At 32.3% G+C, this 13,951-nt stretch carries 16 protein-coding genes and 1 pseudogene; 12 read left to right on the top strand and 5 right to left on the bottom strand.

The window, feature by feature from the left end; translation table 11 throughout:
- Positions 1-61: 61 nt before the first annotated feature.
- From IGI63_RS08965 to IGI63_RS08985, 5 genes are all read left to right on the top strand, one after another.
- Positions 62-346, top strand: a complete 285-nt coding sequence (locus tag IGI63_RS08965; protein WP_429975697.1) for a TetR/AcrR family transcriptional regulator — start codon at positions 62-64, stop codon at positions 344-346.
- A complete protein-coding gene (locus tag IGI63_RS08970) occupies positions 343-663 on the top strand; it encodes a hypothetical protein (RefSeq protein WP_429975698.1) in 321 nt (106 codons plus the stop codon). The genes IGI63_RS08965 and IGI63_RS08970 overlap by 4 nt, the downstream gene beginning before the upstream one ends.
- An 89-nt stretch (positions 664-752) precedes the next feature.
- On the top strand, positions 753-1,466 hold the full coding sequence (locus IGI63_RS08975; protein WP_429975699.1) for an ABC transporter ATP-binding protein: 714 nt from the start codon (positions 753-755) through the stop codon (positions 1,464-1,466).
- Entirely contained in the window at positions 1,459-2,994 is a 1,536-nt protein-coding gene (locus IGI63_RS08980) for a hypothetical protein (RefSeq protein WP_429975700.1), read from the top strand. Before IGI63_RS08975 ends, IGI63_RS08980 begins: the two co-directional genes overlap by 8 nt.
- A gap of 24 nt (positions 2,995-3,018) precedes the next feature.
- A complete protein-coding gene (locus IGI63_RS08985; protein WP_429975701.1) occupies positions 3,019-3,225 on the top strand; it encodes a DUF1648 domain-containing protein in 207 nt (68 codons plus the stop codon).
- A 572-nt stretch (positions 3,226-3,797) separates the two neighbouring features.
- Here the strand turns inward: IGI63_RS08985 and IGI63_RS08990 are convergent.
- The gene (locus tag IGI63_RS08990) at positions 3,798-4,706 is read right to left on the bottom strand and encodes a helix-turn-helix domain-containing protein (protein ID WP_429975702.1); all 909 of its coding nucleotides are present in this window, start codon (positions 4,704-4,706) and stop codon (positions 3,798-3,800) included.
- Positions 4,707-4,725: 19 nt separating this feature from the next.
- On the opposite strand from IGI63_RS08990, the gene IGI63_RS08995 reads away from it, so the two are divergent.
- Positions 4,726-5,882, top strand: a protein-coding gene (locus IGI63_RS08995; protein WP_429975703.1) for an IS3 family transposase whose coding sequence is annotated in 2 segments (ribosomal slippage) — positions 4,726-4,984 and positions 4,984-5,882 — 1,158 coding nt in all. Because the reading frame shifts where the segments join, the coding sequence is not laid out codon by codon here.
- Positions 5,883-6,105: 223 nt separating this feature from the next.
- A pseudogene (locus IGI63_RS09000) lies at positions 6,106-6,360 on the top strand (hypothetical protein); the annotation flags it as partial.
- 440 nt (positions 6,361-6,800) lie between these two features.
- Here IGI63_RS09000 and IGI63_RS09005 read toward each other — a convergent pair.
- From IGI63_RS09005 to IGI63_RS09020, 4 genes are all read right to left on the bottom strand, one after another.
- The gene (locus tag IGI63_RS09005) at positions 6,801-7,178 is read right to left on the bottom strand and encodes a GyrI-like domain-containing protein (RefSeq protein WP_429975704.1); all 378 of its coding nucleotides are present in this window, start codon (positions 7,176-7,178) and stop codon (positions 6,801-6,803) included.
- Between the two features lie 23 nt (positions 7,179-7,201).
- On the bottom strand, positions 7,202-7,357 hold the full coding sequence (locus tag IGI63_RS09010; protein ID WP_429975705.1) for a hypothetical protein: 156 nt from the start codon (positions 7,355-7,357) through the stop codon (positions 7,202-7,204).
- A gap of 609 nt (positions 7,358-7,966) precedes the next feature.
- Positions 7,967-8,845: a helix-turn-helix transcriptional regulator gene (locus IGI63_RS09015; protein WP_429975706.1), complete on the bottom strand. Its 879-nt coding sequence runs from the start codon at positions 8,843-8,845 to the stop codon at positions 7,967-7,969.
- A 640-nt stretch (positions 8,846-9,485) separates the two neighbouring features.
- Positions 9,486-10,319, bottom strand: a complete 834-nt coding sequence (locus IGI63_RS09020; protein ID WP_429975707.1) for a helix-turn-helix domain-containing protein — start codon at positions 10,317-10,319, stop codon at positions 9,486-9,488.
- A 172-nt stretch (positions 10,320-10,491) separates the two neighbouring features.
- On the opposite strand from IGI63_RS09020, the gene IGI63_RS09025 reads away from it, so the two are divergent.
- The 5 genes from IGI63_RS09025 (at position 10,492) to IGI63_RS09045 (ending at position 13,902) form a co-directional block, all read left to right on the top strand.
- Positions 10,492-10,821, top strand: a complete 330-nt coding sequence (locus tag IGI63_RS09025) for a hypothetical protein (RefSeq protein ID WP_429975708.1) — start codon at positions 10,492-10,494, stop codon at positions 10,819-10,821.
- Positions 10,821-11,330 carry a hypothetical protein gene (locus tag IGI63_RS09030; protein WP_429975709.1) on the top strand — a complete coding sequence of 170 codons (510 nt, stop codon included), beginning with the start codon at positions 10,821-10,823 and terminating at the stop codon, positions 11,328-11,330. Before IGI63_RS09025 ends, IGI63_RS09030 begins: the two co-directional genes overlap by 1 nt.
- Before the next feature lie 201 nt (positions 11,331-11,531).
- Complete coding sequence (locus IGI63_RS09035; protein WP_429975710.1) at positions 11,532-12,365, top strand: rolling circle replication-associated protein; 834 nt, start codon at positions 11,532-11,534, stop codon at positions 12,363-12,365.
- Entirely contained in the window at positions 12,362-12,643 is a 282-nt protein-coding gene (locus IGI63_RS09040; protein WP_429975711.1) for a DNA-binding protein, read from the top strand. Before IGI63_RS09035 ends, IGI63_RS09040 begins: the two co-directional genes overlap by 4 nt.
- A 65-nt stretch (positions 12,644-12,708) precedes the next feature.
- Positions 12,709-13,902, top strand: coding sequence for a tyrosine-type recombinase/integrase (locus tag IGI63_RS09045; protein ID WP_429975712.1), 1,194 nt, complete (start codon positions 12,709-12,711; stop codon positions 13,900-13,902).
- Positions 13,903-13,951 lie beyond the last annotated feature (49 nt).

The raw sequence follows: 13,951 nt of genomic DNA on the forward strand, positions 1-13,951 counted from the left end.
TTATAATACATATTGACACTTTGTCAGTCAAGATATATAATTATGAAAAAGGAGAATTAAAATGCGAGATATAAAAGAACCTGAAATTCGTAAAGCTGAAATTATGGATAGCGCATTATTACTTTTTGTAGAAAAAGGATATATAAACACAACAACACAAGATATTATTGAAAAAGCTCATATTTCAAGAGGATTGCTTTATTATCATTTTAAAAATAAAGAAGACATTTTGTATTGTATAGTTGAAAGGCATTCGAAGCCTTTATTAGAAAAATTATATAGCCTTTCATACGATCCTAATAAATCAGCTATCCAAAAAATCAGAGATTTTTCTCAATTACTATGATATCTCCTGAAGATATTACAAACGAAACGATAGAACTGCAAAATGCCTTTAACCTTGAGCAAAACCAGTATCTTATGGATAAATTTTCTCATAATTTAATTGAAAAATTAACAGAATATTTTTCGAATATTCTTGAACAAGGTAAAAGGGAGGGTGTGTTAGAAGTTGAATTCCCACTAGAAACATCATATTTGCTTATTACGGCCTATGTATTCGCATCTAATAATACGAATATCAAAAGTAATGAAAGTTTTCAACTTAAATCTTTTAAATTGATTTTGACAAGAGTACTTAAATATGAAGGGCTATTCGAATAATTATTATATAAAAACCGATAGGATAGTCTCCATCGGTTTTATATTAAACGCAAACTGACATTTTGTCAGTAAAGGAGGAGAAATTTAATATGTTAACTATAAAGAATTTAAGAAAGATATACAAAGGGACGACAAAGGGAATTCAAGACCTTTCCTTAACAATAGAAACTGGAGATATTTGTGCTTTTATTGGGGCAAACGGGGCAGGAAAAACAACTACCTTGAAATCCATAGTAGGTATTCATCCTTATGATAAAGGAGAGATTACTCTTAATGGCGTAGACCTACAAAAAGATTCTAAGAAATTTAAGATGATGCTAGGATATTCTCCAGATAATCCAGATATTTATGAAAATTTGCGGGGCTATGAATATTTAAACTTTATTAGTTCAATGTACAATGTTGATCAGCACGTTTTTGCGAATGAAGTAAATTATTTAGCAGAACAGTTAGACTTAAAAGAAAATTTGAGTCAGTTGATTTCAAACTATTCTCATGGTATGAAACAGCGGTTAGTTTTAATTTCAATTTTTCTTCATAGTCCGGATTTAATTGTTCTAGATGAGCCATTTGTTGGTTTAGATCCAAATGCTTCTTACTTTTTAACCAATGAGCTGCAAAAAAGAGCAGCTAAAGGAGCAAAAATCATTTATTCTACTCATGTATTAGAAGTGGCTGAAAAAATCTGTAATCGAGTTGTATTGATCAATCAAGGAGAGGTGAAAGTCAACGGTTTGATGAAAGAATTGGTTGCCAAAGAATCCTTAGGCGAACTATTTAGGAGGGTTACAATTCATGAATAAGCAAATGAAAACATTAATTCAGGTACGCTTAAGAAATCAATTTGAATGGTCAAAGCTCTCTGATAAGAATATGGCGATAAAAACGCACGCTTTACTCACAACAATTGGCTATCTTGTAGCACTCGTCTTAGTCATCGGCTATATTATTTCTCTACCTTATCAAATGAATCAAGAGCTTCAATTAGACAAGGTCAATCCTTATGTGGCATCTATACTGTTTTGGATTTTGGGAATTTGGACATTATTATGTGGAGTCAAAAATATTCTAGTTGGGTTCGACCATGATCAACTATTTGTTTTACCAATCAAAAAATGGCAAGCTAAACTTGTAAATATTATTTCTTCATACATCATTCAGTTGATTCTTTGTAGCGTAATTTTGTTCAGCGTTCAAATTCCTCTGTATTTCTTTCAGCCATTCCCGTTGATTCATTTATTAATTGTTGGGATTTATGTGATTATGATTCCGTTACTTGCAATTGGTTGCAGTATAGTTGTCTCAATATTGGTTAAATTATTTCTCTTTATTTTGAATTTTAGGAGTACTTTTATTGAGGCTATTTTGGCATTGGGTATTTTTATTTCTCCACTCGTATATGCTTATGTGACTGTTCCATTCAATTCGAAAATAGGAATAATCAACACATCATTTTTACCCATTTCATTATTGGAAGTAGTTACGGCAAATAACTGGTTAAAAATCATTCTTTTATTTGCTACAGTGCTCATTGCATTTAGCGGGTTGTGTTTAATGATAGTAAAAAAATACGATTCATTAACAATGCTTTTCGAAGTGAAGCCAGCAGTTAATAAGCATTATGTTTTGAAGGTTCGTCCTATATTGGTAGCACTTTTCAAAAAAGAAATTAGTCGTTATTTTTCTTCCTTCACCTACGTGGTTAACACGCTTATTTCACCTATTGCATTATTTGTGATAGCGGTTGGTTTATCAATGGGCTTGTTACCTAAGTTTTCACCCGTTGTAATTGATCCGCTTAATTTAACGATGACAAGCTCCTTTATATATTTTATTATTTTTCTTGTGTGTCTAACTTTAACAACAACGACATCATGTAGTTTTTCATTTGAAGGAAAAAATGTTTGGATCATCCAAAGCTTACCGATTTCGATAAAAGAGCTAAGCATTGCTAAAGGGTTACTGAATATTTTATTATTTCTTCCTGGCTTGCTGGCGGCAAGTGTGGCTTGCTGGAGTGCATTGGGTTTGAGAGGATTCGATTTTATCATCCATATCTTCTTTTTATTGACAAGCTTGCTATTCATATCATCCTTAGGTTTAGCAATCAACTTAAAATTTCCTAATTTCAATTGGTCTAACGAGATGGTAGTTGTTAAACAAAGTATGGCTATTATTATAACTGCTGTACTTAGTATGATACTCATTTCATTATCAGCAGCGGGTTCTCTTATTTTTGGTACATTAGGTGTAACAATTCTAGCCATAGTAGAACTTTTAGCTGTCGTACTCATTGTAATAGCAATTAAAAAAGTGCATTATTTACAATAGAAAATCGCAAACGGAGAGAAGACTATGAACAAACCTATTTTTAAAAACTTAATCATTTTATTACTGCTAATTCTCATAATACTTTTTGTGTGTTTATTCTTGCCCATAAAAATACCTATTCATTTTAACATGAAAGGGGAAGCTGATACGATAGTTAATAAATATTTTCTTATACTGTTTGTAATTATTCCATATTCAGCTTACTGGAAATTTTTACGTAAAAAAAAGTAAGTTATTCGGCAGCTACATCAATCGAGTAACTCATTCAATACTTTTTCTTTTGGCTATACAGGTCATTTTTCTCTAAGTACTACAACATTACTTGATGAGATTTAGGAGAAGAAATACATCATAGAAAGAATCTTTAACTGTGCTAAATAATTTTTTCAGCTATAGAACAATGATGCCACTAAACAAGAAAAAAATTATGACAGAATTTTATTCTAACTCCTACATTTTCAATGCTTTCTACCAAGATTTTTTAAATAGTACTGCCACCTTAGAAACCCAAATTGAATATTTAAAGACTAGACTTAAGGCTACTAGCCACACTTGATTTTCTTGCTATTTCGCTAGATTCAGAGGGGCAAAATTGTATTATTACAACGACTAGCTCCTTTATCTCCACAAACGTTGGGCATGTCACACTAAATGTTCCGAGATTAGCCAAAGTCTTGCTATTTTGTGAGTTCCTCGGGGCATAGACAAAACGAAATGTCCAATAAAAGAAGTCAACAGCGACGCCAGGAGAACGTAGTGGCTGTTGACTTCTTTTTTAGTGTTATTTTGTTAGACATTCGCTTTTATTTCTCAAACCAATCATAATACTCATCAAAGGTTGTTTCTGCATACAGCTTCAATAACTCTGGACGTAGTGATTGAAATACTTGTATTAATTCATTTCCTCCAAAGAAATTTGAGAAACGTTTTCCTGTCAATTCTTTAGACAAACCAGAAATAAGTTGTTCTGTTTCATCATCATCTGCAAGAATATTAATTAGCCTCCCAACAAGATACCCATCATCAAAAGAAATTTCTTTCTCTTTTAATGTTCCTTCATAATAGCTTTCTACAGCAGCCATAACCTTTTCAGTATCACCATAATCAAAATCTCTGGTTGCCTCATAGTACCCCATAACTTCGGAACTAAGGAAGATACTTGCATCTTCTTTCTTACTATCATCTAAAGCGGTATGCTCGTTAAGATAGTTTAGCGCCAGTAATTGAACATATTCTCTTAACAATTTAATATGAATTTCTGCATAACAATCATCTATAAATCTTTCTACTGGATAACCAAAATCCGTTTCCCATCCCGAATTTTTGAAATCACCCGTTAAAAAGTCCTCTTTTATTTTTAATGGTACATCAGGATGATCCTTTAACAAAGATTCTTGTCCTCGTAATAATAAATAGTCTTGAATATACTCTTCTATTTCACCAAAATAAAACCAACCCACTGGCTTATCGCTAAGTGCTGACACTTTCTCCACAACTTCTAACGGTGCTAAAGAATATCCCCTAACATTAGAATTGATGGTTGGCTTAATTACTCCCAATCGATTGCCATATTCACTAAAAGAAAGACTTAGTTCGTCCTTCACTTCTCTCAAGCGACTTCCAACTTGCTCTTTATTCGGTTTTAATAGTTGCATGTATGCTAATAAAGTAGACAGATTTTCTGATATACTATCAATTAAATAGACACTCATTTAGAAAGGATTTTTTATTATGGTAGACAAACGAAAAACACCTCGTAAATTTGATGAAGAGTTTAAACAATCCATCGTTAAACTCTATGAAAGTGGCAAATCTCAGAATGCTCTTGCTACTGAATATGGCATTGCCGTATCCTCTATTGCTCGTTGGGTAAAGCAATATTCAGAAGTGAAAATTGATGATGGGAGGATCCTTACGGCTCGACAAATTCAACAATTACAAAAAAGAAATGCTCAACTGGAGGAAGAAAATCTCATCTTAAAAAAAGCGATTGCCATATTCACGCCACGCTCCACAAACGACTAGAGGCTATTCATATCCTTCGTTATGAACATTCCATTGTTACTTTATGCAGAGTTCTTAAAGTCAATCGTTCCACTTACTATAAATATTTTTCAGATAAGGTTGCCCCTAGAACATTGGAAAATCAACAAATTCGAAAAAATATTTTAGAGATTTATACGACCTCTCAAAAACGAGTAGGTCCGGCAAAAATCCAACGAATGCTTTCTCGTGACTATGGCTTACACATCAGTATTGGTCGAGTGTATCGACTAATGAAAATGATGAATTTACCTAAAATGTCTACCTCTAAACCTGTTTTTAAACGATCAAAAAGCCAGGTTTCTTTAGAAAGACCCAATCATTTAAAACAAGCGTTCAATCCACCAGCACCTAATCAAGTTTGGACAAGTGACTTTTCCTATATTCCCATAGGGAATAAATCCTTTGTTTATCTTTGCAGCATTCTTGATCTGTTTTCCAGAAAAGTGATTGCTTGGTCTGTGAGTCACAAAATAGATACTCTACTGGCTATTTCAACAGTAGAAAAAGCGATTCAATCACGAAGACCAACTGCACCCGTCCTTTTTCACACAGATCAAGGTTCCCAATACACCTCTTTAGAATTTAGAAAATACTTGGAAGATCGATCAATTGTCCATTCTTTATCCAAACCTGGTTATCCTTGGGATAACGCAGTAACAGAATCTTTTTTCAAATATATGAAAAAGGAGGAACTGAATCGTCGGAACTTTTCTTCACTCCAAGAAGTACAGCTTTCTTGTTTTGAATATATCGAAGGCTTTTACAATACCCAACGACCTCACGGTACATTAAACATGCTTACTCCCAACGAAAAGGAGGAGAAATACTTTGAAAATCTTTAAGTATCTACTCTTTTTGTGTCTACTTTATTGACAATCATCCAAGTCCAAACAACTTTAGTTCCTCCTATATCGTTTCATATTATCTAATACTACTTCATATCACTTCACCATTGATTATATCACATCGTTTATAATTTCGTATATGATATAGTCGTAGAGGTACCACTACAAATTTTTTTACCTAATCGTATACAAAAACGTATAAAAAAAGAAGGAAACCAACATGGCAGTAAAAATTAACGATTTAACCTTACCAAAAGAAAAGCTAGAAACAGAGTATCAAGTCGTAAAAGTCTCTCGGTGGCAAAAAGATGGTGAAGTATTGGGTTGGACGTAGGAATGTGTCCTTCCAAAGCTCCGATTTGAAAAAATCAGCGTCAAAGTAAAAAGCGAAAATCCTGTAATCACCAAAGAAACACTGGATGAACTAGGCATGGCAATTGTTCGATTTGATAACCTCGTGATTACACCATGGGGGAATAAAGAGCTAACATAATATGTATGGGGAATACCTATAAATCAACATTCTTCAATTGCTAGATAGCTTGATTTTCATTAAAAATGAGATGGTTCCCTACCATTTTCCCTACCAAAAATCCCTTATCAAATTAACGTCTGATAAGGGATTTTCTTTTGTTCGCTGCTTTTTAAGACCTAGTTGTGTGCAATAAATTTTTTAAAAAGTTTGAAAATCATTTAATAACAATAGATTGAACAATAATCCAATAAGTACGGTTTTAATGGATTTTAGCATATTTTAAAATTTTCGTACCTCAAGGCGTAACCAAAAAAATACATGTGAATCAGAACCATACTACAATCTATTATCTAACATTCAATTAGATCTCTTCGCTCTTATATTGAACATATTTTTGGTATCTATAATGACGTTAACTTCTTTCAAAAAAATATATATTTTTAAATTTTTTCGACTGAATATCTTAATACAGTTTTATTTTTTTCAGGCTCTGTTTTTCTAGGATCGTTAAGATAAATTTCTTTATGATAAGGATTTAACCTTTGTAATTTGTTTTCTTCGCAATACTCATTCATGGTTGAAAAAGTTATGCTTTCTGTATCATAACTCCCCAGATGCAATGCGTGTACACATAGCCCTTCTTCAATTATTTCGAATTTAATCTTTTCGTTGTATTCATTTGGTTTGCTTTTTAATATATCTTCAACTATCTTTAAAGCAAAATCACTTCTGATAAATTCTGGCTTACGAATCATTAACTTAAACATTAAATCTTCTTTACAAAATACTTTATCTTCCTTAAATTGTTTGATTCCCACATCATTTAAAGACCAAAAACCTTCTAATGGATAAACGATATAATCAAAGTATCCATCTGGAGTTTTTCCTTTTTTGGCGCGGTTTTAACTCCATAAGACATTGCATAAAGCACTCTAACTGCTTCACTAAACTCTTTGCTATTGGGATTACCTATTCCTTCTATTGTAAAGTATTTCATTGGTTTCAACTCTATTTTAGCAGGTTGTTTTTTAGGTAAATAAATATTTTTTTCAGCTTTTCTTCATTCATGTTTCATCTTCATTTTCCTCCTGATAAATAGTTAATTTCTTAATTATTGTATTTAGCTAGGGAGTTTGTTCACTTTTTACTTTCTGAATCGCATTCACACTCACAATTTTGCTTTCTGGCTTATTTAATGCTCAACTAGTTAAAAGATTAAATATTTCTTTTAACTTATTGTTTTAAGGTCTATTTCTGATATCAATAATACCAGTGCCATATAAATTCTATGTTTGTAGCAGTCTTACTGAATGTTACAAATTCTCTTTTATGAATATTTAAAAATTGAGGTGAGCATCTTGTTATTTTTTCGATCACATCGATACTTCGCATTGTTCACAAACGTTCTTCTTTGTTCAAAAAAAGAATAATTCATCGAATTGTTTTTTTGTCTTTACACTGTCAACACTTTTAACAACTTCATTTACTTTTGAAATAGAACGCAAATCATTTCCTAAAAGTTTTTCTTTTATCAATTATCTCCCTCTAATATATATAGTATATAAGAGGATACTTGTCATCCTGTGTCAGGTTCTATATTTTTCTTTCATTTTTTTATTTTTAGTTTTAATTGTTCTCTAACTTGAGGTGGGCTAATGACTTCAATGTCACTAGCGAAAGAGAGAATATAGCTGTAAAGCGTTGCATTATTAGGCAATTTAGTAGTTACATATAAATTTCCTTGTGCATCAGTTGAAATATCCTCGGAAAATTCATCACAAACTCGAAATGCCATTTTCTTATCAAACTTCAGCTCTATTTCTATTAAATCAAAAGAAAATATTTCTTTTAAATATGTTGGAGAAGGTACTTGCAATGAAAACTTACTTTTTAGCATTTTTAGGCTTTTAATTCTCGTTAATTTAAACAGACAGTATTCTTTTCTCAAGTGACAATAACCATAAACATACCAATTTCCACTCTTAAATACTAGCTTACAAGGATTTAATTCTCGTTCAGTCATTTCTCCTAAATTATTTATATATTGAAATGAAATCATATTTTGGTTTAAAATAGCTTCTTTCATGTTGTTAAATTGCTCTTGTGTTGGCTGATTCGACTTCCAACTTGAAAAATCAACCTCAATCCAATTTGTTGCTTTAATCTGAAATAAAGAACTGAATTTAGATAATAATTCTTCAGATTCTTTTTTCTCTATGAAAGGCAAACCTTGCAGAGCATTGATTATCAATTCTTGTTCTGATTCGGTAAAAAAAGATTTTTCCAGTATGAACGTATCAAGTATTGATATACCGCCATCTTTTCCCTGTGTTGTATAAATGGGAACACCAATACTACTAATAGTATCGATATCTCGATAAATTGTACGTATAGAAACTTCAAATTTTTTAGCGAGTTCCGGTGCAGTTACTTTTCCTTTCTCAAGAATGTAATACAATATTTGAAACAGTCTATTTTTCCGCACTTTTATCAAATCCATTCTCAAAAATGATTATAAAACATTAACTTTTTAATCTTATTCCTTTATATGCCTACTTATATTTCACATAGTTCTATTTTCTTTAAAATTTTTTTGTTCTCTTTTTTAAATTTTGTTTTCTTTTCTTACTTTTTCACTAAACATTTCTAAATAATCCGCTTGTGTTGATTTAATTGATAAAGATCATTTGTTTTGTCATATCTATACACTTGAATAACCTCTTCTAGCTTCTCCTTATTAAATCCATAGAGAGGTTAGCCCGATGATTCCAAAATTAGCTGTAAATGCAATCTACTCTCCCTTCCTCTCCAAAAAATCTGGAAAAGAAAAGTACAATTTTTTTGTTTTTTCGTTAGGAGAAAACGGCGTAATGTGCATGATATTTTTTCTACATCTGATTATACATAGTACATAATTTCCAGCTGTTTAAAGGTTTCACTTTGTTATATAAACTCATCTCTATAGCTACCTGCATAGAGATTGAGTATCCCTAACATAGATGTGTAAACAAATTTATCGACTGTTTTCCCATACGTACCATTTTCTATAAAATATTTTTCGACTGATAACCACATAATATCGTCATAAGAACGTTTTATTTTATTCTCAGTTCATTTATCAAATTTTATTTTTTTATCTGTTTGATTTCTTTATTAAGCTCATTTATAAACATTTTTAAATAAGCAGAGTCATCCATTTCCTTTAACACATAATTATCTTCTTTATTATTATACTGAAAAGCTCGAATATCTTTCATTTCTTTTTTCTTATCTATTCCATAGTAAATGATAGAAGAGCCGCCCAAAGTCAATCCTATTTCATTAAAATTTTCAGTAAATACTTGATGTTCTCCCTCTTTTTCAATATACATTGGAAATTCAAAAAATAACTCACTATTCTTCTCATTTAACGAAAAAGGAATAATATGCAGTCTATTTTCCTCTACCTCAGTATAAGCATAATACATAATTTCCAATTGATTAAAGGTTTCACTTTGTTCAATAAATTCATTTTTATAGCGTCCAGCATACAAATTGGGCAGACCTAACATTGAAGTATAAACTAAATGCCCTACCCTTTTTCCATAGGTTCCATTGTCTATGAAATACTTAGCTACCGCCAACCACATCATATCATCATAATTACGTTTTTCTGGAGGAATAGTCTCAAAAATTTCTAAAAGTATACTATCACTAAATTTCACACCAAAATTCTGTTCAATTAAGTCATACAAGTATTCATCTGCTCTTCCGTACAAAATCTGATCTGGCATCATTTTTCCTAGTAAAGCTATCTTTTCTAGCTTATCTCGTTTTGGAATACTAACCCCTTTTTCCCAATTGTTAACAGAACTTCTAGGAGAATTACCTATTAATTTCCCAAATTCTTCCATACTATAACCTAAATTTGTTCTAATTTCATTAATTCTTTCTCCAACTTTTTTTTTATTAGGTTTCATAATCCCTTGTTCCTTTCAACTTATATGCTTAATCTATCTTAACAGATTTCATATTTAGAGTAAAACAATTTTGTACTATTTTTTGTACTAAAACCTATTGACAAACTATTCACTTCTGTATTACACTACATTTGTACTAAAAAATGTACTAAAAAGAAAGAAGGAATGCAAAATGGCAGTAAAAATTAGTGATTTAGTTTTACCTGAAAACAAATTAGAAAAAGTGTATCAAGTCGTACAAGTAACAAAATGGCAAAAAGATGGTGAAGTACTAGGTTGGACATACGAATGTGTTTTACCAAAACTACGCTTTGAAAAAGTTATCGTAAAAGTTTCAAGTGAGTTCCCTGTTATTTCTAAAGAAGAACTGGAATCTCAAGGAATGGCATTGATTTCTTTTGAAGGATTAGCAATCTCTGCTTGGGGTCGTGCTAATGGGCAATTTGTTAGCTATGGACTTTCTGCTACTGCAACCTCTGCAAAACTCGTTACTCAAAAATAATGGGAAAGCAATATTTTACAGCCCATGAAGTCATTAAACAAGTTCATGGGCTTCGCTCTCTATCTACGTTAAATAAGTGGGCAAATTTCATCCAAAAAGAATGTGATTATACTTTTCAATACGAATACATCCCCTTTGTCAGTCATGGACGAAAGGGACAAACGAAACATCATCGGAAAACAAGAGTATTTTCTACAGAAGAAATTCAAAAACTTCAAGAAGTCGCTCATTTAATTCCGAAAATCGGACGTAATAAAGCTTTAAGACAATTATTTGATGTTCACGAGAAAGTTGATTTGATGAAACATCATGAACTCATTGACTTTATTACAGAGATTCTCAATGAAAAATTGAGAGAAAGAGATAAGATTATTCATGCGCTAGTCAGACAATATCATGACCTAGACAAACGAATCATTGATTTATCCCACAGAGTGAAACAGATAGAGAAAACTTCCGCACCTTATTCTGACAATACTTCCAGCGGGTGGTTTCGACGGAAGCGGTAGGGCAAGCAAGCCCAACACCGCTTTCCGCTCGAAAACAACCACACGATGGGCGTGTTGTTTGGAAGAAAGGCGATGCCTTTCTTCCTCTTTACTTGATTTATAGAACAATATCTGGCGAAAAGTCAGAAACACTTGAATCCGTTCTTTGACAACTGAATAACCAGTAAGAACACTCAATTTCTGTAGTAGGAGTGATTGCGATTGCCACATGGATACAATCAAAAAATCATTGAAACCCCTACGTACATTGAAATTTGGGAATATGAACAACCAATCTTAGCGAAAAGAAAAACAGATAATGATGAAAAGAAAGAGAAACCTGATTGGCTAAAAAGTACAAAACAGACATTTGATGATTTAACCGCACAAGGACAATATGACAGCTTAAAACGAAAGCAAAAACATTACAAAAATCAACGCTTTGTCGTTGCTCGACTCATTGATACGAATTTTGATAACCAGACAAAATTTTTAACCTTAACCTTTAAAGAAAATATAATAGATATAGCCTACACAAATAGTGAGTTCAAAAAATTTATGAAACGACTAAACTACCATTTATATCACACAAAGAAATCCCAAATTAAATATTTAGCTACGTGGGAGAAACAAAAACGTGGTGCTATTCATTATCACGTCGTTTTATTCAGCTTTCCATATTTACCCCATGCAGAGCTAATAGCAATTTGGGGGCATGGATTAATTAAAATCAACAAAATTGACGTGGATAGCGCTGAAAATAGAGGACGGTATGTCAGCAAGTATTTCGACAAGGATTTAGAGCTAAAGGAACATAAGAAAAAAGCTTTCTTTAAATCGCAAAACTTGAAACAACCACTCGAAATAAAGAGACTGACGAGCCAGCCTTATGATATAACAGACCAAGAAATCTTATTTACCAACACCTATGTAAGCAAACGACCTATCTTCTTTCAAGAATGGGATGAACAAGGTACTCCCAACAAAGAAATAGGCTTTGAAGAACAAAACGTTCGCTATACAAAAATCAAGAAAAATGGAGGAAATCATAAATGAACGAACTCACTATTTTGCTGTCCGACGCTCAAAAACGGGGATTACAGGAAACCATCCACCAGTTATTAAAGACTGAAATTACACACTTTGAAGATGAATTATTATTAAACAAGCGTTACATCAAAAAGTGTCAATTGTGCCAATATCTTAATCTCTCCAACAACACCATTGATAAATTAATTACAGAAGGACTTCCCAGAATTAACATTAGCGGTGTAGTCCTTTACGATAAATTAGAAATTGATAGCTGGTTAAAAAATTATGTTCAATCAGCTTAAACCGTGCTACACTCAAAAAATAGTGTTCTCATATTCTGATGTGCAAAAGAAAGTGAGAAGATAATATGGCTATACAAGAAATGGATAACGGAAAATACAAAGTTAATGTCTACATGGGAGTAGGCTTTTCAAGGTTTGTTTCCTATGCAGATACTAAGAATGAAGCCTTGATTCTTGAACAGGAAGCCAAGCTTCAAAAATTGAAAGGAGAAGTGAAAAAGAAAAAAGGTGACTACACATTTGAAGAGGTTTATCAGATTTGGTGGAAGAAAAAATATATTGTGACTAAGCACCATGAACAAAGTACATTAGATCGGACAGAAAGCATTTTTCGCCTTCATATCCTTCCACATTTAGGAAGTAAGAAAATTAAATCTGTATCTTTCGATACTTTAGAAAGCCTTCAAATCTTGTGGGCGTTTGGTGACAAAGAGAAGAAAATTAAGCCTTATACCAATTTTAAATTTTGTGTTTCTTACACAAAGCAGGTAATGAAGTATGCACTATTGAAAGGCTATATTTCTAACAATCCTTACGAACTACTTGAAATGCCAGTGAATGAAGCCCTCAAGCGAAAAAAAGAAAATAAGAGACAGCAAAAATACTATTCTGTTGAAATTGTCCAGCAGTCACTAGAGTTAATGAAAAAAGAGCATGGCTTCCAAAACTATGTTCTTCTGGCATTAACTTACTATCTCGGCGCAACGAAAGGTGAAATTTATCCTCTTGTGTGGGCTGACATCGACTTCAAGAAACAGCTAGTCTCTTTGTCTCATAAGTTAGTAAAGAATCCAGAAACTAAGCGATATGAGCGTGTGAGAGGTATGAAAAATGGCTATCGTTTTCGTGACGTTCCGATTAATGAAACCATTGTAAATTTATTGAAGGAATGGAAACAAAAACAAGCTGTTGAGTTGAAGCAATTAAATATCAAACAAACACAACAGCAATTTTTATTCACTTATGTAAATCAAAAGGGTGACGTTAATCAACCGCTTCACACAGATTGGTTAAACAATAAATTGAATCAGTTAGAGAAAAAATACAACCTTCCGCATATCATTCCTCATGGTTTAAGGCACACTTTTGTATCTGATTTACTGAATCAAGGAATCGACGGTTTAATTATCAAATCTCTTGTAGGTCATGCAGAAACCTCAAACATGATTCGTGACGTTTACGGACATACCAATGACCAAACAAAAATAGATACCCTTAAACGTTTAGAAGAGTATAGGAATGTCAGCCAGAATGATTGATTGGTTACGGGTACGAAAAAAGTCGTCACCAAACTCGTTACCAAATCAA

It is taken from the genome of Enterococcus sp. DIV0086, assembly GCF_050498705.1.
GTDB lineage: Bacteria > Bacillota > Bacilli > Lactobacillales > Enterococcaceae > Enterococcus > Enterococcus faecalis.